Annotated in this window: 18 protein-coding genes; 6 read left to right on the forward strand and 12 right to left on the reverse strand. The window is 66.8% G+C overall.

The features are described 5' to 3' along the window. The first annotated feature begins 60 nt into the window (after nucleotides 1-60). Nucleotides 61-1,308 (forward strand): hypothetical protein, encoded by a 1,248-nt coding sequence (locus IPI67_05215; protein ID MBK7579590.1) that lies wholly within the window; start codon nucleotides 61-63, stop codon nucleotides 1,306-1,308. 18 nt (nucleotides 1,309-1,326) lie between these two features. On the opposite strand, the gene IPI67_05220 is transcribed toward IPI67_05215, so the two are convergent. The 7 genes from IPI67_05220 to IPI67_05250 form a co-directional block, all read right to left on the reverse strand. Next, complete coding sequence (locus IPI67_05220) at nucleotides 1,327-2,103, reverse strand: hypothetical protein (protein ID MBK7579591.1); 777 nt, start codon at nucleotides 2,101-2,103, stop codon at nucleotides 1,327-1,329. 105 nt (nucleotides 2,104-2,208) lie between these two features. Then, nucleotides 2,209-3,009, reverse strand: coding sequence for an undecaprenyl-diphosphate phosphatase (locus IPI67_05225; protein ID MBK7579592.1), 801 nt, complete (start codon nucleotides 3,007-3,009; stop codon nucleotides 2,209-2,211). Between the two features lie 69 nt (nucleotides 3,010-3,078). Then, on the reverse strand, nucleotides 3,079-7,020 hold the full coding sequence (locus IPI67_05230) for a protein kinase (protein ID MBK7579593.1): 3,942 nt from the start codon (nucleotides 7,018-7,020) through the stop codon (nucleotides 3,079-3,081). 97 nt (nucleotides 7,021-7,117) lie between these two features. Beyond that, nucleotides 7,118-7,810: a hypothetical protein gene (locus IPI67_05235; GenBank protein ID MBK7579594.1), complete on the reverse strand. Its 693-nt coding sequence runs from the start codon at nucleotides 7,808-7,810 to the stop codon at nucleotides 7,118-7,120. 11 nt (nucleotides 7,811-7,821) lie between these two features. Further along, on the reverse strand, nucleotides 7,822-8,253 hold the full coding sequence (locus tag IPI67_05240) for a hypothetical protein (GenBank protein MBK7579595.1): 432 nt from the start codon (nucleotides 8,251-8,253) through the stop codon (nucleotides 7,822-7,824). A gap of 75 nt (nucleotides 8,254-8,328) precedes the next feature. Further along, on the reverse strand, nucleotides 8,329-9,117 hold the full coding sequence (locus IPI67_05245) for a DUF1223 domain-containing protein (protein ID MBK7579596.1): 789 nt from the start codon (nucleotides 9,115-9,117) through the stop codon (nucleotides 8,329-8,331). A gap of 71 nt (nucleotides 9,118-9,188) precedes the next feature. Continuing rightward, entirely contained in the window at nucleotides 9,189-9,782 is a 594-nt protein-coding gene (locus IPI67_05250) for a hypothetical protein (GenBank protein MBK7579597.1), read from the reverse strand. A 132-nt stretch (nucleotides 9,783-9,914) separates the two neighbouring features. Here IPI67_05250 and IPI67_05255 point away from each other — a divergent pair, with 132 nt between their 5' ends. The 4 genes from IPI67_05255 to IPI67_05270 all read left to right on the forward strand — a co-directional run bounded on the left by IPI67_05255 (nucleotide 9,915) and on the right by IPI67_05270 (nucleotide 16,851). Then, the gene (locus tag IPI67_05255; GenBank protein MBK7579598.1) at nucleotides 9,915-10,322 is read left to right on the forward strand and encodes a hypothetical protein; all 408 of its coding nucleotides are present in this window, start codon (nucleotides 9,915-9,917) and stop codon (nucleotides 10,320-10,322) included. A gap of 99 nt (nucleotides 10,323-10,421) precedes the next feature. Beyond that, the gene (locus IPI67_05260; protein MBK7579599.1) at nucleotides 10,422-11,861 is read left to right on the forward strand and encodes a TolC family protein; all 1,440 of its coding nucleotides are present in this window, start codon (nucleotides 10,422-10,424) and stop codon (nucleotides 11,859-11,861) included. Next, complete coding sequence (locus tag IPI67_05265) at nucleotides 11,858-13,675, forward strand: efflux RND transporter periplasmic adaptor subunit (GenBank protein ID MBK7579600.1); 1,818 nt, start codon at nucleotides 11,858-11,860, stop codon at nucleotides 13,673-13,675. The genes IPI67_05260 and IPI67_05265 overlap by 4 nt, the downstream gene beginning before the upstream one ends. After that, the gene (locus IPI67_05270; GenBank protein MBK7579601.1) at nucleotides 13,675-16,851 is read left to right on the forward strand and encodes an efflux RND transporter permease subunit; all 3,177 of its coding nucleotides are present in this window, start codon (nucleotides 13,675-13,677) and stop codon (nucleotides 16,849-16,851) included. Before IPI67_05265 ends, IPI67_05270 begins: the two co-directional genes overlap by 1 nt. Before the next feature lie 6 nt (nucleotides 16,852-16,857). On the opposite strand, the gene IPI67_05275 is transcribed toward IPI67_05270, so the two are convergent. From IPI67_05275 to IPI67_05295, 5 genes are all read right to left on the reverse strand, one after another. Further along, a complete protein-coding gene (locus IPI67_05275; GenBank protein MBK7579602.1) occupies nucleotides 16,858-17,295 on the reverse strand; it encodes a hypothetical protein in 438 nt (145 codons plus the stop codon). Continuing rightward, nucleotides 17,292-18,782 carry a GMC family oxidoreductase gene (locus IPI67_05280; GenBank protein MBK7579603.1) on the reverse strand — a complete coding sequence of 497 codons (1,491 nt, stop codon included), beginning with the start codon at nucleotides 18,780-18,782 and terminating at the stop codon, nucleotides 17,292-17,294. The genes IPI67_05275 and IPI67_05280 overlap by 4 nt, the downstream gene beginning before the upstream one ends. A gap of 302 nt (nucleotides 18,783-19,084) precedes the next feature. After that, nucleotides 19,085-20,191: a mechanosensitive ion channel family protein gene (locus tag IPI67_05285; protein ID MBK7579604.1), complete on the reverse strand. Its 1,107-nt coding sequence runs from the start codon at nucleotides 20,189-20,191 to the stop codon at nucleotides 19,085-19,087. An 86-nt stretch (nucleotides 20,192-20,277) separates the two neighbouring features. Next, nucleotides 20,278-21,033, reverse strand: a complete 756-nt coding sequence (locus IPI67_05290) for a hypothetical protein (protein MBK7579605.1) — start codon at nucleotides 21,031-21,033, stop codon at nucleotides 20,278-20,280. Nucleotides 21,034-21,100: 67 nt separating this feature from the next. Further along, a complete protein-coding gene (locus IPI67_05295) occupies nucleotides 21,101-21,406 on the reverse strand; it encodes a hypothetical protein (protein ID MBK7579606.1) in 306 nt (101 codons plus the stop codon). 207 nt (nucleotides 21,407-21,613) lie between these two features. Between IPI67_05295 and IPI67_05300 the strand changes: the two genes are divergently transcribed. After that, nucleotides 21,614-22,177, forward strand: coding sequence for a hypothetical protein (locus IPI67_05300; protein MBK7579607.1), 564 nt, complete (start codon nucleotides 21,614-21,616; stop codon nucleotides 22,175-22,177). Nucleotides 22,178-22,196: the final 19 nt, after the last annotated feature.

The following is a 22,196-nucleotide window of genomic DNA, read 5'->3' on the forward strand; positions in this document are numbered from 1 at the left end:
CAGCACGGGGCTCCTCACTCCGTGCTTGAAAAGCGCGCCCGCGCCGGTACCTTCCTGATCATGCGGCGTACTCCCGAGCGTCTCTGGTCTTTCTGGATCGTCGCGACGTGCAGCGCAGCACTCGCCGCCTGTGCACAGTCCGAAGGGGCCGGAGGCGGCGCGGGCGCGGGTGCCTTTGCCGGGGTCGGCGCAACGGGGAACACAGGCGGCGGTTTTTCGGGTGGCGGTACCGGTGCCGGGGGCAGCGCAGCGAGCGGAGGCGTGGGCAATCAGGGCGGCGCAGCGGGTAGCGCGGCGGGCGCGGCGGGCACTGCCGGAAGTGGCGGCACGACGAGCGGCGGTGGTGGCAGCGGCGCGAGCGGGGGAGCGGGCGCGGGCGGAGGTGCGGCGTCGGGCGGCACCACGTCAGGCGGCGGCAACAGTGGCACGGGCGGAAGCGCAGCAACCGGGGGAACCTCGGGCGGGGGCGGCACGGGTGGTGTCGCGCCGAAGAGCAACTGCTGCGAGAGCACACCCTTCGTGCCCGGCTGCACCAACTCGACGATCCAAGCTTGTGTGTGCGCGCAAGATGCCTACTGCTGCAGCCAGGACTGGGACGCAAAGTGCGCGGGCGAGACCTTGCTCTTCAAGTGTGGAACCTGTCCGACTCCGGCGAACTGTTGCAGCGCAGGCAAGTGCCTCAGCGACGCGGTGATCGAGTGCGTCGGCAAGAGTGACTCGACCTGCCTCACGACCTGGAGCGCGGGCTGCGCAGCCAAGGTCGCGAGCCTCGGCTGTGGGACCTGCGGCACGACGACGACGCCCGAGGTCTGGATCAACGAGCTGCACTACGACAACGCCAGCACCGACGCCGGCGAAGGCGTCGAGGTGGCGGGAACGGCGGGCACCGACGTGTCGGGCTACACCCTGGTCTTCTACAACGGAGCTCCCGGACAGCTGAAGCAGTACATGACCAAGACCCTGGCTGGTGTGATCCCGAATCAGAAGAACGGCTTCGGCACCATCTGGACCGCCGCAATCAACATCCAGAACGGCGGCGTCGACGGCACGCCGGAGCCCGATGGCGTGGCGCTCGCGGACAAGGCGGGCAAGGTCATCCAGTTCTTGTCCTACGAGGGCAAGCTCACGCCGACCGACGGACCTGCGAGCGGCATGCTGTCGGTCGACATCGGCAAGAGTGAGCTCTCGACCTCGCCCGCAGGGCAGTCGTTGCAGCTCACCGGCACCGGCAAGAAGTACTCTGACTTCACCTGGACCGGCCCGGTCACGGCGACGCCCGGCCAACCGAATGGCGGCCAGGCGTTCTGATCTGAGCCGAGCGCTCAATCATTCAGCGTCGTCATCGTCGCCGTCGTCGTCATCGCCGTGCCTCCGCTTCATCGGTGCGAGCTTGCCGCTCTCCTTCGCGGCGCGTAGCTCGTCGAAGGTGACCTTGCCATCCTTGTCGGCGTCCGCGACGCTGATGTGCGCCCACATTTCAGCGCCGGCTTCCTCTGCGCTCAGGGCACCGTCCTGATTCGCGTCGAGCTTCTGCATCATCCTACCGCGCCCGCCGGGACCTTGACCTGGGCCGCCGGGACCGCGCCCACCGCGACCCCAACCGCCGCCCCGCGGGGGCCGCAGCTTGCCTGACTTCATGGCCTCCGCGAGCTCCGGCTCGGTGACCTTGCCGTCCTTGTTCGCGTCGGCGTCACTCAGGTGTTTCCAGCGGCGTTCACCGATTTCGTCACTGGTGAGCGCTCCGTCTTTGTTGCTGTCCATGCGCGCGAAATGCTCCTTCTGCATCTGTTTTGCATGGGCTCGCAGCTCGTCGGCAGACAACTTGCTGTCGCCGTTTGTGTCTGCCTTGCCCAGCCACTTCTGCAAGCGCGGGGGCAACTCGGATACCTCGAGCACTCCGTCCTTGTTGGCATCGAAGCGCTTGATGAGCTCGCTCGGATCGGGACCCGCGTTCGCGGCGCTCTGGGTGTCGTTCTTGGCCGTCGCGGCCGGGGCCTGACTGGTGTCGGGATTCGCGGTGTGGTCAGCGGCGCCGGCGCAAGCGACGGCCGTCAACGCCACGAGGCTACTGAGCAAAAAACGGCGAGTCGAAGGCGATTTCATGGGGGTGGGGGTCTCCGGTTCGAGGGATGGACGCCGTGCAGGCGCCCATCCCTACGGGCTGCGGAAGTTTTCTTCGTGGAGGTGGAGTCGAAGGCCCGCGCCTGACTAGCGCCCGAAAGACACCAGGAGCGCCACACCCAGCGCGATGCGGTACAGCGAAAACAGCGTGAAGCGGTGGGTCTGGATGTAGCCGAGCAACCAACGCACGACCACGAAGGCGGTCACACCGGAGACACCGAACGCAACGCCGAGCGAAGCCCAGTTCTCGCCGCCAAGCCCAGCGTGTTTGACGGCGCGCAAGAGCTCGAACGCCGTCGCCGCGAACATGGTCGGGATCCCCACCAGAAATGCGAACTCGGTGGCCGCGACGCGGCTGCTCGTTCCGAACAAGAGTGCCGCGAAGATCGCCGCCGCCGAGCGCGACGTCCCGGGAAATACTCCCGCCACCACTTGCGCAGCACCAACCAGGAGCGCGACCGACCAGCTGATCTCGACAACCTCGCCGTCAGGTGGTGCACGCCGCGCCGCCACCTGTTCTGCTCCGAGCATTATCACGCCACCCAAGAGGAGCGCCCAGGCAACCGGCCCCAGCGCCTCCGGTAACTTGAGGCCGAGCGCCTTGGCCACCAGACCGAGCACCGCGGTCACGCCAAATGACGCCGCGAGCTTGAGTGCGTAGTCGCGATTGTCTCGTTCACGAAAGCCGACGAGCAGCTGCCACAGACGACGGCGATAGATCAGCACGACGGCGACGATCGCCGCAGCCTGGATCGCAATGTTGAACAGGTCGGAGCGAGCTCCCAGCCAGCGTTCGGCGATGAGCAGATGGCCCGTGCTCGAGATCGGCAAGAACTCCGTCACACCCTCGATGACACCGAGCAAAAAGGCGGCGAGCAGATCGTTCATGTGAGGGGCGCCGGCAGCAAGACTCGGCGCATCTTGTCAGATTGTTCGAGCGCGGGTGAAACTTTGGGGCTAGCCCGCCGACTGCGCCAACAGCCTCAGCCGCCGATGGGCGACGACACGCTCGAAGAACGCTCGCCGCCCCTCCTCGGTGTCGATGGGCCGGGCGCGCTCATCCAGTCGCAGACACGCACGCGCGGCCGCCTCGCGCGCTCCAACCTCATCGCCGCTCTGCAGGAGAGCCTCCGCGAGGGAGAGGCGGACCAACGCCTCTCCGTCGGCGATGGAACCGGCGGCGTCCAGGTCCGAGTTAGCCCGCCGTGCCGTCGCCAGGCTCTGCTCACGCTGCCCGCACGCGAGCTGCGCCCGCGCCAGCGTGCCCATGGCTTGAATGCGCGTGGGGGGAACGTGGGCGAGAACCAAAACGGCTCGCTCCGCCTCCGTGGCGGCACCGACCGCGTCTCCTTCGGCCAGCAACAGCTCAGCCAGGTGATTGTGCGCGCCACCTTCCATGCGTTTGTCACCCTGGGCGCGGAGCTCGTGGATGGCATCCTCGAGCAGCGCGCGCGCCTCCTGGAAGTTGCCGAGGTGAGTCAGCGCCGCACCGAGGTTGTTCTTCGCTGAGGCGGTCACGTTTCGTACCCCGATGCGAGTGCCGAGCCGAAGGGTCTCTCGCAGCCCCTCCACCGCGCGCTCGTACATGCCCAGCTCGATGCAGGCGTGGCTGGCGTTGTGCCGGTGAATCGCCGTTGTGCGAAGGTCGCCGGCGGCCTCGCAGGCCTCGGCCGCGCGCTCGGAGAGCTGGCGATACTCCCAGGTGAACCCCTTGTAGAGAGCGCGCGCGGCGAGACTCGCCTGCCACCGCGCCTGGGCGCTCGGGAAGTGTTTCAGTGTCGGCGCCCAGCTGCCAATGCGGTCGATGATGGCGTCGGCAAGCTCGTAGTCACCAATCTGCACCATGGCGGTCGCGATCCGGCAGCTCGACATCAACGCACCCACTCCCGCGCGGTCACACCAGCCTTCGTCGAGGAAACGTCGCGCCATGCGGCGCTCGGTGTCGACGTCGCCGGAGCGGTGACTGGACACGGTCAACATCGAAGCCGCAGCGAACCACGCTTCGCTCCCGTCTTCCAGCAGCGAGAGTGCTCGCTCGCCATGCACTTGTGCGTCCGCATGCCGGCCGAGCCAGTAGACCACCTCCCCCTCCAGCAAGGTCAGCTCTCCCAGGACACGCTGGTCTGACGGCAGCGCGGTCGCGAGCTCGAGCGAGCGCGCCGCGGCCCGCGCAGCGGCGGCGAGGTCGTTGCCTGCAAACGCCTCCTCCGCCGCCGTCCGACACCAGGTCAGCGCCCTCGCAGGTTGCCCGCCACGATCGAAGTGCTGAGCCAGCATCAGCGCGTCCGGCTCGCCGTTTTCTTCCAGCCAGCCTCCGGCCAGACGGTGCCCGCGCTCGGCGTCCTCAGGCGTCAGCATGGCGTGGGCTGCTTCACGGATCATCGCGTGTCGGAAGACGTGCTCACTCACACCCGGAAAGCGGCTGCTTGGACGGGCCGTGACCATCTCCCGCTCGGCCAGCATGACCAGCCACTCCTTGACCTCTTCCGGCTCCTGCTCACTGCCGAGCAGGCAGGCCACGCCGGCATCCCAGAACACGCCGCCAAATACACTCGCAGCGCGCAGCACTCGGCGAGCCCCGTCGGGCAACGACTCGAGGCGCGACTGAACCATTGCCAGTACCGTCTCTGGCAGCTTCTCCAGTTCCCCGCCGGCCACGGCCCGGATCAGCTCCTCGAGATAGAACGCATTGCCGTCTGCGCGCTCCACGATGCGCGCGAGGGTGTCGGCGCCGACCTCTGGGCCGAGCACCTCACGGACCAGTTTCTCGGATGCCTTGCGCGTCAGGCCGCCAATGCTGATCTCCGTCAGCTCGCGCTGCGACCAGAGACCTGGGAAGGCGTCCCGGACCTCGGGCCGCGCGAGCGCGAGCACCATCAATGGAAGGGCCTTGGCCACGCGGAGTGCCGCATCCAACAGGTTCACGCTGGGCAGATCACCCCAGTGAAGATCCTCGATCACGATCAGGAGCGGACCGCGCCCGCACTCGGCGACAATCACATCCTCGAAGGCCCGGCGCAGCTGATCTCCCATCAAGACGGGATCGCGGCGCGCTTCGGCCAGCTGCTCGTCGTCCTCGGAGAGCGCCGCTACACGGGCGAGCTCCCCCAGAAATCCGGTCAGCCGCAGGCGATCCGTGGCTGGAAACCGCTGCGCGACCCAGGCTTCGAGGCGCGCGCGGCTCTCGGTCTTGGGCTCGCCGTCGAGCACACCCAATTCGCGCCGGAGCACCTGGGACACTAGACCGAACGGAGAGCCTGCGCTCATCGGATCACCGCGCGCGGTCCACACTCTTGGCGGCTCGTCGCGGCGCGCGGCACGGCGCGCGATATCGTACCTAATGCGGGACTTGCCGATGCCCGCCGGACCGACGACGAGTGCTGCCCGCGCGATGGGCTCCGCGATGCTCTCGTCGAGCAGACCTTCCAGGAACCTGAGCTCTCGCTCCCGCCCCACGGTCGTGGTTGGGCGCCCGAGCAGCTTGCGAGACGTATCGGCGACACGCTCCCCTAGGAGCACACAGCCTCCGGTAACCTCGAAGCGCCCGTCGAGGAGCCCGGCGGTCACGTCACAGAGTGCGATCCCCGCGCCGCTCGTGGGTGCCGATGGCAGCAGCTCGGCTGCGCGATCGATGACCTCACCGACGGGGAACGAACCAGCGACGACTCCGCGGCCCGTCGCCAAGGCCATCGGCGCAGTCGGCAAGAGCGTCCGGAGCGAGAGCGCACAGCGGGCGGCGCGCATGCCCAGATCCGTGGCCGACCCACCTCGAGTGCCGGTAGCCGCCGTCAACATCACTGCCATCGAGCCGCTGCGCAACGGCTCGAGCCGTCCCCCGAACGTGGAGATGAGCTTGCGCGCCTCGCGCACGATTCGCCCCGATGCACGACCGTCGGCGCGGGTGGGCACGTCGCTCGTTTCGCTCGGCGTGCCAGAACCGACCGACTCGAAAGCGCTGGAACCCCACTCGGAGGCATCATCGGATGCCACACCGCTCGCCAGGAGCACCGCCACGAGCTTCTGCTCCGTACCGGTCAGCGCTTCTTCCGCGGACGGAGCCAAGGTCTTTGGTGCGCCGGGCTCGAGCGTGATTGCACCGAGTGCGCTCACCACCGCGCCCGCATTCGGCGGGCGTCCCACCGGCTCTCTGGCCAAGAGCGCTGCAAGCAGCTCGTCGAGCTGGCGCGGGAGCTCCGGCCGCAACGACCTCAAGCGTGGGGCGTCGTCCAGCACGAGCTTCGCGAGCACCGCGACCGCACCACCCCCCGCAAACGGCGGGCGCCCCGTCAGGCAATGAAACAGCACCGCGCCGAGGGCAAACACGTCGGCCCGTGCGTCGAGTGTCCGCAGCCCCTTGGCTTGTTCCGGCGCCATGTAGCCCACCGTGCCGAGCACCGCCCCGGTGCGAGTCATGACCGCCGAGGCCTCCGTCATGTGAGCGATGCCGAAGTCGAGCAGCTTGACGCGATCGATGCGCGAGTCGAGCAAGATCACGTTCGCGGGTTTGATGTCACGGTGCACGATGCCGCGGCCGTGGGCGGCGCTCAGCGCGTCGGCCAATCGCGAGACGACCTCGACCGAGTCCTCATCGGTCAAGCGAGTACGACGGAGGCGTGCGCTCAGGGTCTCACCATCCAGCCAGTCCATTGCGATGTAGGACTGCCCATCGGGCGTCGTGCCGTGAGCGACGTGTCGCACGATGCCCGGGTGATCGAGCTCGGCGAGCAGCCGGGCCTCGCGCAAGAACCGCTCGGTGTTGCCATCGCCGATCAGAAGCTTGAGCGCGACCAGTTTTCCAGTGAGCAGATCTCGGGCGCGGAACACCTGGCCCATGCCCCCTGCTCCAGCAAACCGCTCGACCTCGAAGCGGTCCGCGAGGACGTCCGCGATCTTCAACACCCGACGGCAGTATAGCGTGAGTGGGCCAGCGCCGGCGGAGTGTGCACGCTTGCGAGATATGCGGCTTGTGGGCGGGAAACCGGCCCGCTCGGCGACGCTACTTCGAGCGCAGCGTGATGGGCGCGCTCACCGAGATGTTGGCGCCGCTCACGGTCAGCGTGTATTTGCCGGCCTGCAGCGTGCGTTGTTTCTTGCCGAGCGGAGGGGGTTGTTCCGAACCGGCAAGCACTGGCGAACTGCTCTCGTGCTCCCACTTCATGCTCTCGCCCTTCGCGATGACCAGCCACCGCGGTGGCACGTAGGCTTGGCTGCAACCAATGGCCGAGCGGTCCTCTTTGTAGGTGGTGCCATGACCGCGGAAGGTCACCCGGAAGGCAAACGCACCGCAGCCGTTGCTCGCGCCCGGGAGTGAGAATGCGTGGTCGTGATCGTCGACGTTGACGAGCTCGATCGGGATCGCCTCGCCGACCACGACTGACTCCGGGAGGCGAAGCTCCATCTTGGCTGTCGCTGCCGTCGGCTCGGCAGGTGGCGGTGGAGCCGGAACCGGAGGCGGCGTGGGGGACGGGACCGCCGATGCCGAAGTGCTCTGGGGGAGTGGCGGGTCTGGCGGAGACCTGGCTGCGCTGATGGCAGCCAGCGGTCCGCTCTCGTTCTTCGTGGGTCGCGCTGGCGTGCCTTCACCCTGGACCGGCGTTGGCGCCGCACACGCCAGCCCGTTGGTCGCAATCAAGAACAACAAACCGAGCTCGACCCACTCGCTCGCCCGGATCCCTTCTTGTGCTGGCACGATGCGCTCCCTCAATAACAACACAGGTCCGCGTTGATCTTGCGGGCGCGCGCCGTGCGAACGGTGTCCAGAGGCCGACTGCACAAGTGGCCGCGCGTATTGTCGCCCTTCTCCGCGCAATGACTGAAGACGCCGGCGGCGCAATCCGCAAAGGGCGCCGCCGCCTGTTTGTGGGGCTTCGCCCGCTCCACGGACAACTTCGCGCTCATACAACCCTCGTCCCGCTCCCTGCTCGGCGACCCAGCCGCGACCGCGGCGGAGGCACTCGCGGGTGAGCTCGGTTCAACGGCTGCGGAGGGCGCTCCCGACGTGTCACTCGGTGCCTGACCGAACGGTGGAGTCGAGGACGCGATGGCACTCGGCGCGGGTCGCACACCAGCGTCCGGCGCTTCGCGGCAGGAGATGAGCACCAGACCCAGCAGCGGCAGGACAGTCTTTGTCATGCAATCCAGCACCAGGCTCACACGCCTCGGGGCGAGAGCGCAATCACTGGCTACGCCGGCCCGAGGCGGGCGCCTTCAAGGTTGCGCGAGCCGCAGCGTCTCCGCGCCCAACACCCGGGCGTCGTCCACAGCCTGGGCGAAGGCCACGACGACGGAGCGGTCCCGCGACGCCTCCGCCGGCAGTACCAGATCGAGTGTCACGCTGCCCGGAAGCTCGATCTCTCTGCTGGTGAAGGCGCGCACCACGTTGACGTGACTCAAGTGACGCCCAGCGTTTTCGCCGCGCCGGACCGCGACGTCGCCGGCACTCTCGGCCAGCGCCAGGCTGACCATGGCGCGGCGCGGGGCACCCGTGACCTCTACCTGGAAGCGACCTCCGTCCAGTGTCCTCAGCTTTACGGCGTGCGAGGCAGGCTCCGATAGGCCGCGGGCGATGGCTTCGTCGGCTTCACCCTCGCTGGAGCCGAGCAGTTGCTTGCGACCGTTCACGACCATTTGGGGGGTGTAGACATTCGAGCCGAGCAGACGCGCGTAGTGTTTCTGGCGCGCGGAATAGCGGGAGTCACTGAACGGATCGGTCCAACCGAGGTAGTTCCAGTAGTCGACGTGAAACGAAAGCGCGATGACACGTTGGCCCGACCGCTGGGAGGCATGAGCAATTCGCGTGAGATTCTCGTCGGCCGGCGGACAGCTCGAACAACCTTCACTGGTGAACAGCTCGACCAGTGCGACGGGCTCGTGCGCCTGGCCACTCCCGGCACGCGGCGCGAGCGCAGCTGCCGGCTCCGCGCGCGGAGGTCGCTGATCTTCGCGGCGAGAACACCCGAGACAGAACACGATGGCAACCAGGGAAAGGGCGCGCACTTCCCAGCCTACGCCGCAGCCTGTGCGGGGGTTACGCGCCGGCCCACGCAGCCAGCGGCGCTCGGACTTCTCTAGACCGCCCCGAGCTCGCGCCACTCTTCCGGCAGCGCCTCCAGTTCCGCTGACCGGAGCGCCGAAAACCGCTCGAATACCTGCTCCAGTCGGCGCTCGAGCTGCCGAACTTCTCGCAGGTCCCCTCGCTCTCTGAGCTCGACCTCCAGCGTGCGACAAATGAAGCGCACACACAGATTGGGACGGTCACCCGGATCCAAGGAGCAACCGCTCGGGCCGCGGAAGGCGCAACCCGCAAAGTCGGAGCTCGGGGCACGAAACTGCGACGGGGTCGTACCCGAGAGCTTCAGCGCGGCCAGATCGTCGTCCGTGAACAGGTCTTCGGTCCGACCGCCGCAGCAGTGCCCGCCAGGCCAATGACCGAACGGCTCCGGGTGCCCGATGGCGCACCCCGAACAAGAGCGCACGGCTCCAAGCGTGGAGACCAGCTCCGCGCGCAGCTCCCGCAGCTCCCTCGCCAGCGCGATCATCTCGGGCGCGGTGCTCGCCCGTTCCGGCATCGACGCGAGGCGCTCGCGGAGGCTCCGCAAGGCATCCGCGCGCCCGCGTGGGTGCCGCGCGCGATCCAGCAGATTTTGCACCGAAATCAGCACCGGTGCCGAGCATACACGGCTTACTGAAGCGCGCGCTTTCCCGCGTACGCGCCGCAATCCTGGGTCGAATCCTGACTCCGATCAGGCCGCCCGGGTGACAGCGAGCCACGCCGGCGCTACCTTTTCCCCAGAGTGAAGCAGCTCCGCTTGCACGTTCTGGTGATGATGCTCGTGGCGGGCCTCTTGGTCCCGGTCACGGCGTTCGCGCGCGTGCTCAGCATCTGCAACATGAGCGGACGGGTTGGTAAGACCTGTTGCTGCCACCGCGCTCAGGAAAAGAACCAGGAGAAAGAGTGCCACGCGCCGGCCATCGACCGCGCACCCTGCTGCACTCAGGTCGTGAGCCACGCTGACAAGGCAGCGGCCACCACGACCGACATCGCTTCCGACGTGCCGGCGGCTGCCTTGCTCGAGCAGCTGCCCAGCATCGTTCACCGTGGGCTTGCCTTCGCCGAGTCCGAACGCATCGCTGCCCGCGCGCGCGCCCCGCCACCGCTTGGGCCGCCGCTGTATCTGCTGAACTGCGCCATCTTGAGCTGAACCTCCCGTGTCTCGTTCGCGCGAGGCGCAATTGCGCGCCTCGCTGGACGACGAGCGCCGGGTTGTCCGCGCTCGTCCACGTGACGCGGAGATTGGTTCATGCGCATTCATCTGTTTCGAAGGCTCGCCGAGCACCGGCACCTGCTCCTTCACAGCGCGGTCATCCTGGCTGTTGGTTGTGTTCCTGCCCGCCCTGCGGACACCGCCGAGGGTACGGACGGTCACGCAGCGCGAAGCTTGACCGCCGACGCGCCGTCTGGCGAGGGTCCGCGCGCAGCTCCCGCCGCCGCGGGCTCCCCTTTATCGGCGGAGCGGAGACCCGCGGCCCCCGGTCAAGACATCGGTGCCCGACTGGATCGAGCGCAGCTCGTACGCGCCGTGCTCACGATGAATCCGGACATCGAAGCGCGGCGTGCCGCCTGGCGCGCAGCGCGCAGCAAACGCCGACAGGCCGACACCCTCGACGACCCAATGCTGGGTTACGAGTTCGCGCCGCTCAGCATCTTCTCGGGCATGCGTTTTGGTCAGACGGTGCGCGTGAGCCAGCGCTTTCCCTGGCCGGGCAAGCTCTCGAGCTTGTCGGACGCCGAAGAGCGAGCAGCCGACGCAAGCGGCCAAGAAATCAAGCTGACGGAGCTGGATTTTGCCATGGAAGCCTCGCTTCTGTTCGACGAGTACTGGCTGGTCGATCGCTCCCTGGAGGTCAACGCGGAACACCGACGCCTGCTCGACGAGATGCGGAGCGCCGCCGAGATCCAGTACTCGGTCGGGCGCGCATCACTCTCCGACCCGCTCCAGGCTGATGTGGAAATCGCGATGCTCGAAGAACAAGATCTCGGCCTTGGCTCGCGGCGGGACGTCGTCACGGCCGAGCTGAACGCACTCTTGCACCGCCCGCCGGAGCGCGCGCTGCCCGCACCTCCGCTCGACCTCGGGGTATCGTTGTCAGCTCCGCCGCCGAGCTCGGCGCTCCAGCGAGAGGCGCTGATGTCGAGCCCCGAACTGAAGAGGCTTGCCGCGAAGACCCGCGCGGCCCAGGCCCGGGTGCGCTACGCCGAGAAACAGTACTACCCGGATGTCACGTTGATGGCGAGCTACAGCTCGATGTTCGCCGAAATCGAACATCAGTTCATGGTCGGCTTCGAGACCCCGATCCCGATTCAGCGTGGCAGTCGTGCCGGCATGGTCGACGAGGCCAGCGCGATGGCGTCGGAGTCGCGCCACGAGTCCTCGCACATCGAGAACATGATCCGCTCACGGGTCGAGATCGAGCGCCGCCGGGTCATCGAGGGAATTGCCGTCGTGAAGCTGTACGACGGGCGGTTGATCCCCACTGCCAAGAGCCAGGTCGCTGCCGCGAGAGCCGATTTCACCGGCGGCAAGACCGGATTTTCCGAGGTCATCTCGGCGGAAAAGAGCCTGCGCAACATCCAGCTCTCGCGCCACGCCGCCGCGGCTGAGCTCTCCAAGCGGCGCACCCAGCTCGATCGCGCGCTCGGCCGCCTGCCCGCCGGTGTCCAGAAAGGAGGCGCAAAATGACTGCCTTCGAACGACACAAACACAAACTGATTCCAGCGCTCGCGTTGGTCCTCGTGTTGGTCGCGGGTTTGATCTTCCGCCACCCGCTGATTGCGTGGTTCTCACCCAAGGGCGGAAGCGGTTCCGCAGCGTCGGGTCACGGCGCGGCCGCCAGCGGCAGCGTTGCTTCAGCCTCAGCCGACAAGAAGCCAGCTCGCCCGAGCCTGCCCGCGCTCCCCGAGCAGACCTATTCCGAGCCGGTCCTCGCATCCCTGCGCACGGGGCTCGAGGCCTACGAGGAGCTGCGCAATCTGCTGGCCCAGGACACGGCGGATGGGCTCTCGGCACCCGGCAACCGCCTGGCCGCCGCCCTGCACGCGGGTCACTCGGGGCTCGGAGATGCGCCCGAAGACGTGAAACAACGCTTCGTCGCCGCGGCGGACGCGGCCTCCGAGCTCGGAAAGGCCACGAGCCTCGATGCCGCTCGCAGCCGTTTCAGCAGTTTGAGCGAGGCGGTGGTGTCGATCGTTGCGTCGGACGCGCGGCTCGCAAAAGAACGACACGTCTACGAGTGCCCCATGGTGTCGGGTGCATTCAACAAGTGGCTGCAAACTGGCGAGCGCCTCGAGAACCCCTACATGGGGAAGAAGATGCTCACCTGCGGCTCCGAGAGCACCTGGGTCGCGCCCAAGGAAGAACCCACCGAGAGTGCGCACGACGACCACGCGCCGGGTGAGATCGCGTTTTACACCTGCCCCATGCACCCATCGGTCAAACAACCGAGCGCCGGCAAATGCCCGATTTGCGGCATGGATTTGGTCTCGGTCACCCAGGAAGAACTGAAGACCGGCACGGTGCGAGTCGACGCAACACGGCGACAGCTGATCGGCGTCAAGACGGCGTTGGTCGAGAAGCGTGTCGTCTCACGTGAGCTGAAGACCGTTGGGCGCATCACTTACGACGAGACCCGGCTCTCCGAGGTGACGATCAAGTTCAAGGGCTACATCGGGAGCCTCTACGCCAACGCAACCGGCAAGAAGGTGCGGCGAGGACAGACGCTGTTCACGGTCTACAGCCCGGAGATCTACGCCGCCCAGGAAGAGCTGCTCTTGGCACTGTCTACCCGCCGGGGGCTCGACGGCGGCAGCGGAGGGCGCTCCGACACGCTGGTCGACGCTGCGCGCCTGCGGCTCCGTTTGTGGGACGTAACCAAGGGCACCATCGACAAGGTCGAAAAGGACGGCAAGCCGATGCGCTATGTGCCGATCGCCTCTCCGGCCAGCGGCTTCATCGTCGAAAAGAACGTGTTCGATGGCTCGGCGGTCGAGGCTGGAATGCGGCTCTTGCGCATCGCCAACCTCGACAAGGTCTGGATCGAGGCCGAGCTCTACGAAGCCGAGATCCCGCTGGTGCCGGTGGGGCACGAGGCCAAGGTCACCCTGCCCTACCTGCCGGAGAAGGAGTTCGCCGGCAAGGTCACGTTCGTCTACCCGTACCTCGACCCGGCGACCCGCACAGGCAAGGTGCGCATCGAGCTGTCCAACAAGGACGTCGAGCTCAAGCCCGACATGTACGCAAACGTCGCGCTCACCATCAGCCGCGGGGAGAAGCTGGTCATCCCGGACTCGGCGGTCATCTACTCGGGGCCGCGCCGGGTCGTGTTCGTGGACGTGGGGAAAGATCGGCTGAAACCACGGGAAATCAAGGTCGGGATTCGCTCCGGTGACTTCTACGAGGTGCTCGAAGGGCTGACGGCGGGGGAACGGGTGGTGACCAGCGGCAACTTCCTGATCGCGGCGGACAGCCGACTGAAGAGCGCCACGGAGATGTGGTGATGAGCGGCCTGGGTTCTGCAGAAAGCTCCGGTCTCGTCGGGAAGGTGATCGCCCTGTGCGCGAGGAACCGCTTCATGACGCTGCTCTTCGTCGGCGTGATGGCGCTGTGGGGCGTCTACGGCATGCGCAACGGCCCGCTCGACGCCATTCCAGATCTCTCCGACGTACAGGTGATCATCTACACCGACTGGCCTGGACGAAGCCCCGACCTGGTCGAGGACCAGATCACCTATCCCATTTCGAGCACGCTCCTCTCCGCGCCGCACGTCAAGGCGGTGCGGGGACAGTCGTTCTTTGGTGCCTCGTTCGTCTACGTCATCTTCGAAGACGGCACCGACATGTACTGGGCGCGCTCCCGCGTGCTCGAGTACCTGAATACGGCCCAAGGCAAGCTTCCCGACGCGGTGAATCCCACCATCGGGCCCGACGCCACCGGCGTCGGTTGGGTGTTCCAGTACGCCCTCACGGACCAATCCGGCAAACACGACATCGCCGAGCTGAGGAGTCTGCAGGACTGGACGCTGCGCTACTCGCTCGAGGCCATTCCGGGCGTGGCCGAGGTCGCCTCGATCGGCGGGTCGGTCAAGCAGTACCAGGTCAATCTGGACCCCAACAAACTCCGCAGTCACGGCATCAGCGTCGCCGAGGTGATCCGACGCGTCCGGGCATCGAACCAGGACGTCGGCGGTCGGGTGATCGAAATTGCCGGCACCGAGCAGATGGTGCGCGGGCGCGGCTACGTGAAAAAGAAGGAGGATCTGGAGACGATCCCGCTGAAGGTGCGCCCCGATGGCGCCCCCGTGTACATGCGCGACGTCGGAGAGGTGTCCATCGGCCCGGACATGCGACGTGGAGTCGCCGACCTCGATGGTCAAGGCGAAGCCGTCGGCGGGATCGTCGTGATGCGCTACGGCGAGAACGCGCTCGACGTGATCTCGCGGGTCAAACAGCGACTGAAAGAGCTGGAGGCCGCCCTGCCCGAGGGCGTGAAGCTGGTGGTCACCTACGACCGCTCGGAGCTGATCGAAGCCTCGATCAGCACTCTGAAACACACGCTGGCCGAAGAGATGATCGTCGTGGCGGTGATCATCTTTCTGTTTCTTTTGCACGTGCGCAGCGCCCTGATCCCGATCTTGACCTTGCCCCTCGGGGTGCTGCTGGCCTTCATCCCCATGTACTACCAGGGGCTGACCATCAACATCATGTCGCTGGGTGGCATCGCGGTGGCCATCGGAGCCATGGTGGATGCGTCCATCATCATCATCGAGAACATCCACAAGAAGCTCGAGCACTGGGAGGCGGAGGGCAGACCCGGCGACCGCGTCGACGTGATCATCGAGGCCATGCAGGAGGTCGGGCCCAGCATCTTCTTCTCGCTGCTGGTGATCACGGTCTCGTTCATGCCTGTCTTCACGCTGGAGGCCACCGAGGGGCGTTTGTTCAAACCCCTGGCGTTCACCAAGACCTACTCCATGGGTTTCGCGGCGATCTTGGCGGTGACGCTCACTCCTGCGCTGGCCGCCATCTTGATCCGTGGAAAGATCCGGGGCGAGAGCGCGAACCCGCTGAACCGCTGGTTGATCGCGCTCTACTCCCCCGTGGTGCGCTTCGTGGTGCGGTATCGGCGGACCGTGATTGTCGGGGCGGTGCTCAGCGTGGCGCTCACGATCCCCGCGCTGTCACGCATCGAGAGTGAGTTCATGCCGCCGCTGAACGAAGGCTCCATCTTGTACATGCCCACCTCGCCACCGGGCATGAGTGAGTCGGAAGCCGTGAAGGTGCTGCAGTCGATGGACAGCCAACTGCGCACGTTTCCCGAGGTCACCCGTGTCTTCGGCAAGGCCGGGCGCGCCGATACGCCAACAGACCCTGCGCCGCTCTCGATGGCGGAGATCGTCATCTTGCTCAAACCCAAGGAGCAGTGGCGTCCCGGCCTCACCTGGGAGGGCCTGGTGAAGGAGATGGACGACAAACTCCAGTATCCGGGCATGCCGAACGCCTGGTGGATGCCGATCCAGACCCGCACGGAGATGCTGGCGACCGGCATCCGCAGCCAGCTGGGCATCAAGGTCTACGGCGACAGCGTGCAGGAGATCGAGAAGACCGCCGTGGCGATCGAGCGCGCAGTGGCCAAGGTCCCCGGGACCCGCAGCGCCTACGCCGAGCGCGCCGCTGGCGGTTTCTTCGCCGACTTCACCGTCGACCGTGCCGAAGCGGCTCGCCACGGGCTCTTGGTGGAGGACGTGAACGACGTGATCATGTCCAGCATCGGCGGCATGAACGTGTCCGAGACGGTCGAAGGGCGCGAGCGGTACCCGATCAACGTGCGCTACGCACGGGAGTTCCGCGACACGCCGGAGACCCTGCAAGGCGTGCTCGTTTCCACACCGACAGGCGCACAGATTCCGCTTTCACAGGTGGCCAAGCTCGAATTCAAGACCGGCCCCGACATGCTCAGAAGTGAAGGCGGAAAGCTGGTCGGATTCGTGTTCGTCGACATCGCCAACCGACCCATCGCCGAGTACGTCGGCGACGCCAAGCGCGCCGTGGACAGCGAAGTGAAGGTCCCCTCCGGACAGCGCCTCGAATGGGCGGGGCAGTTCAAGTACTTCGAACGCGCAAAAGAGAAGCTGGCGCTCGTTGTGCCCATCACCCTGGCGTTGGTTTTTTTCCTGCTCTACTTGAACACCAAATCCGTGGTCGAGACCGTGATCGTCATGCTGGCGGTCCCGTTCTCGCTGGTCGGGGCCATCTGGCTGATCTACCTGCTCGGCTACCACATGTCGGTGGCGGTCTGGGTCGGGCTGATCGCTCTGGCCGGTCTGGACGCGGAGACCGGCGTGGTGATGCTGCTCTACCTGACCCTCGCCCACAAACGTCGGAAGCAGGCCGGTCAGCTGCAGAACTTCGCTGATCTTCAGGAGGCCATCGTCGAGGGCGCGGCCCAGCGCATTCGACCCAAACTGATGACGGTGCTGACGACGCTCATCGGCCTGGTGCCAGTGCTCTGGAGCACGGGCACCGGCGCGGACGTGATGAAACGCATCGCTGCACCGATGGTCGGCGGGCTGGTCACTTCGTTCTTGCTCGAGCTCACCGTGTATCCGGCGATCTTCGCGCTGTGGAAGAGGCGCGAGCTGCCCCAGGCGGAGCCGGAACCCGTGGCGGCGAGCTGACGGCCTTCAATCCGGGGCCTTGGTGTACGCCAGGAGATCGGTCGCGCAGCTTCCCTCTGGCGGCGCGTGGGTGAGGAGCGCATATACGTCCGGAATTCGGTAGAGCGCCGCGGCGAACTCGAGGACGAATTCGCGCTGGAGCTCCGACAGCTTGCCGACGTCGATACCGCCATGGGAGCGGCGTTCGGCCAGACACCGCGCGGCGAGCCCGCCGAAATCCAGGCCTTTCGGGGGTTCGGGTGGATGGCCTTTCTCGAAGCTCTCGGCAAGCTCGAACCCCGCACGCGCGTCGGGCGGCCAGGGCCCGAGCGCACGCGTCAGCCGCGAGAACGGCGAGCCGGTCGGCGCAGCAGCCCGTTCGACCTCGGGCGTCTGCTTCTCGCGCGAGCGACACGCGACCACGACTACCCCCGCAGACAGGAGTCCTCGCCGCGAGAGCCTCATGGTTTCTTCCCCAGCTGATCGGCCAGACGCAGCGCGAGCGCAACGATCGTCAGCGTCGGGTTGGTAGCACCGAAACCGGGGAAGGCCGCGCTACCCAGCACGTACACGTTGTCCATGCCGAACACCCGCAGGTTTGCATCACACACTCCATCCTTCACGGTCTTGGCCATGGCCGCCGCCCCGAACGGGTGAGCACCCCACAGCAGCTGACCGTTGCGATGGCCGTTCTCGAGCATCGTCGCGCCCAGCGCGACCCCGAGTTGATCGATGGCAGTCGCCGCGAGTTCCATCGTCGTTTGATCCCGAGCCGACAGCGGCAGCACGACGCGCGCCACTCGGTCGCCGAACGCATCCTTCTTTCCTGGGTCTAGATCGATGCTGCCGTTCCGCTCTTTCTCGACCATTGCGACCAAGGTCACGCAACGCCGCGCCGCCTCTCCCACCGCGTCGGGTCCGAGCCTGCCTCGATGGACGAGCCAGTTGACGAGGGTCTTCCGATCGACCAGGCGCGGGTACGCCTGGAGCTTGAAGGCTCCGCTCCTCTTCTTGTCGAAGTGATGCCGGAAGTGATTGATCACGGTCGTGGTGAAACCGAGTCCATACCCGACGTCCTTCGGCAAGAGGAGCTGCCCGGCCACGAGCACGTTGTCTGCAAAACCTTTCCCGAGCTGATCGAGCGTGGGCTTCTTCGAGTCCGCCTGGGTGAGCAGCAGCAGCCGAGTGCTCTCTACGCCGCCCGCCGCGATCACGAAGGTGCGCGCGGCGACCTCGCTCACCTCACCCGTCTTGCGATCGACCACGACCGCATGGCTGGCTCGGCCATCACCCCCGAGCGTGAGCCGGCGAACCCGCGTCTCCGCAAACAGGCGCGCATGCGGCAGCTTCTCGAAGCTCTCCACGTGCGCTGTATCGGCCGAGTAGCGGGCGCCCGACGGACACAGCTCGCACATCCGACACGCCTGGCAAGCGACCCGCCCGCGGTACGGTTTCGAGGCGATGGCAACGGGGTTCGAGGTCAGGGCCCAGCCCAGTTTTTTGCACGCCGGGTCCAGCATCTCACGCTCGAAATACGAGCGCGCGTGCGCCGCCATCGGGAACGGTTTCGATCTCGGTGGCGCCTCGCCATCATCCACGTCGCCGGCGACACCCAGTTCCTCTTCTGCGAGGCCAAGCCACGGCTCGAGCGCGGCGTAGCTCAGAGGAAACGCGTCCAGATCACTGTGGGTTGGCCGGGGGCAGTGCGCAGACCAGTGCAAACTCGAACCACCCACGGCGGGCACGCGGCTGTGAAAATAGGTGAAGCCCGAGGCTTCGAGCGCCGTGTAGGGGATCTGATCGGCCTCCCCCAGCGTGTGGTTGAACGTGCTCGGTTCGGAGCCCCGTCGACGGTTGTCGAGCAACGTCCGGCGCTCCTCGGCACTGAAGCGCCGCCCGTGCTCGAACAGCGTGACCGAGAGACCCGCCGCGGCGAGCTTCGACGCCAGCACGGCGCCGGCCGGTCCGGCCCCTATGATGCAAACGTCGTCTGGGCGCGAAGGAATTTTTCCAGCCACAACGCCACCTCCACCAACCTACGCTCCACGCAGATTGGAGTCGAGCAGCAACGCCGTGATCGCCTGAAGCAGGGTCGCCCCTAGAACACCGATCAGCTTGCTCTGCTCGTGTTCTAGGACCTTTACGTTGGGGCTGCGCCCCAAACCCCCGGCCTTCGGCCGTGCGCGCTCCGCGCGCGAGCGCCGAACACCTTGCAAGCCCCTGAAAACAAGCGACGTTCAACCTGATCGGCGCTCTAGGCCGCGCCGGCCCCGAGCGACGAGGCCGACTTTGTCGCCTTTGGCGGCTGCGCTTCGTCCTGGCGCAGCATGAGGGTCTGGGTTGGGAACGCCATGGCCACTCCGAGCGCCTCGAAGCGCTCGGCGACGGCGAAGTTGATGAGCTGCTGACGATCCATGTAGACGTTGAAATCCGGCGACTGCACGTAATACACGACCTCGAAGATCAAAGCGTAGGCGCCGAACGCTTTGAAATGGGCGCGGTCGAGGCGCACGTCGGGGGCCTCGGCCACGATGCCGCCGAGGATCTCGGGGAGCTGCTTCAGCTTTGCGACCGGTGTGCCGTACTCGACGCCGACCTCGAACACGATGCGCCGCTCGGCCATGCGCCCGAAGTTGCGGATGGTCTGCTTGAGCAGCTGCCCATTGGAGAAGATCAGCTCTTCACCGCCCAGGGCCCGAAGGCGAGTCGAGCGCATCGAGATCCGCTGCACCGTTCCCATACCATCCGGCGTCGCGATGAACTCCCCGATGTCGAACGGACGGTCGAAGTAGATCGACAGCGACGCGATCACGTCCGCCAGCAGCGTCTGCACAGCCAGGGCGGCGGCGACACCGCCGACGCCCAGCCCGGCGATCAACGCGGTGATCTGGATGCCCAGGGTGCTCATCACCGCGAGCAGCAGCGCAGCCCAGAGCGCAAGCCGGGCGATGAACCCGATGGCGGAGGCCGCCGTGGCGCGCTCCGGCGTCGTGTCGACGTTCTCTTTCCAGCGTTTGACGCGGGCGTTGATGCCCGCGTGGAACCAGAAACCGATTTGCAGGAGCAAGAGCACGCCCGCAATGCGGTCGACACGCTGCAGCAGGCGTTCGCTCAGATGCAGGAGCTCGCTGCCGGCGTAGAAACCAGCAGCGAGGTAGCTGAACCACTTGGTGTTCCGGAGCCCGGCGACGACAACGTCGTCCCAATCGATTGCGGTGTGCTCCGCGACTCGCTGCACCCGCCGCACGACGAAGGCCAGCACCACCCGCACCGCGAATGCGGTGACCAGGCCGACCAGCGAGGCAAGCAGCCAGCGGCCCCATGTATTTCCCAGAAATTGGCCTTGGAGACTATCCAACATACCCGGGCCTCCTCACGCCGGTTGATCGCCGGTCGGAGGTGTTCGTGTGTCCGGCCCGCAATTTCGTGAGGCTTTTCGTAACACCCTCACCGGGTGCTGGCAAACCGGCAGGCGCCTCGCGGGCGGCCGCGACGCCTGAGTGCGCCGCTGGCGAGCGCGGCGCTCATCCATGCAAGCTCGGGCCGCGTCTCGCGTGATGAACGACCCAGCGTACAGCCTGCACAGCCTGCGTTCGGTGGTGCGGGTGGTGGCTGCGCGACGGGTGCAGCGCTCGCAGCGCCACCACTCGCGTCGGCCGTCGACGTCGAGTTGACGGGTGCGGGTTCGTCGGCGCCATCCGCGTCTCCCGAGATGGCATCGGCGCCCGCGTCGGGATTTGCCTGCTCGCCGGCGGGCGCGGTCATTTTCGCAGCGGCCTCCGGGATCTTCGCAGCCTTGTGGCTGGGAGGCACGCCCTTGCCTAGATGAGCGAGATCGCCAGCCGCTTCCGAGATCTCCTTACTTCCGCCGCAGGTCTCGACGTACAGCTCGCGCTCGCCCGCGTCCCCGCTGCTCGCGCGGATCCTCGCAAAGACCAGGAAGCGCGACGGGGGCGGGAGCATGGCGTACTTGTTCCGGTCCGTGTGCACGACGACCCTCGGCGGAACGACACCCTTGTACACACGTTCGACCTGTAACGTGGTCGCCAGGTCCTGGTCGATGTCGCCTGCCTCAGCCACGAACACCACGTCGGCGCGAGCAAGCCGTTGCGCCAAGGTGGACGAAACACAGGACGATGCCGACGATTGGTGAGTCACGGAGAGCAGCAGGGTGCATCCGAGCAGCGCGATCCAGAGCCTCATTGCTCCCACGATAGCGTGTTCGGCACGCGCCCGATCGCGGCCGACGCCGACGCCGGCGGGGCCGCGCTCAGAAGAGCGCGACAAACACGGCTCGCACTCCTCCGCGGGCGAAGCGGAGCGACGGAGTGAAGCGGGGCTTCGTGTTGTCGCGCGCCCCCTCTCGGGCTCGGGCCTGCGCCTGCGCCACGGCATCGAGCGTTCCGACGGCGAGGAGCGTGGAGTATTGCCGCTCGGCCTCGAGAGAGCGGAGCGTCGTCGCCAGGGCTACCCGGTCGATGTCGAGCTTCGCGCTGGGTCGCAAAGCCGAGGGTTCGGCCAGAGCAATGCCGTGGGTGAGCATGACGGCAATGCACGCGCGAACCGAGAGCCGCATCTCGACTGTGCCCAGCACATCGCGTGCCAGCGAAGCCGGGCGCTGATCCGGCGGACTTCGCTGGGTCCGGCGCGCTACTTCCGGACATGACCCGGACACGGTCCGGACTCGACCCAGTCGACCGCCGCATCGCATCGCCGTCGAAGTCCGCGTCGACGAAACTCGTCGCTTCGATGGATCCCAGGGATTAGCGTGATGCCAACACCCATGACGCCCGAGACGCCCAGCGCAAAGGCCGGCGGGAACACGCGCCCGCGCACAAGGCCTCGCTTCGAGCTGAGCTCGGAGCACAGCCCAGCCGTGGTCATCGAGCGCCTGAAGCGTGCACTCCGCCAGAGCAAGACCGTCGTCGGCTCGGCGTTTCCTGGACGCATCGAGCTGACGGTGCCCAGGCGCGCGACCCACCTCTGGTCTCCACAGCTCCTGGTCGACGTCGAAGCCGCCGACGGTGGCTCGCACCTGAAGGCGAGGTTCGCGCCCCATCCTCACGTCTGGACCCTGTACGTGGGCGCCTGCGCAATCGCCAGCATGGCCACCTTCGGCGCCCTGATCCTCGCTACCGCGCAGTGGATGATGGAGACCGAGCTCTGGGGGCTGTGGATAGCTCCCGGCACGGCCATCGTCGCTCTTTTGACCTTTGGCGCGGCCTTCGTGGGTCAAGGCTTGAGCGCGCCGCAGATGTTCGAGCTGAGGGACTTCCTGCGCGAGGCGCTCGGCGTGACCGAGTCGGAAGCAGAGCTCGACGGCGAAGCCGACGCCTCACCTTCATGACGGATGTCGAGCCGGCATA

Source organism: Myxococcales bacterium (assembly GCA_016706225.1).
Lineage (GTDB): Bacteria > Myxococcota_A > Polyangia > Polyangiales > Polyangiaceae > JADJKB01.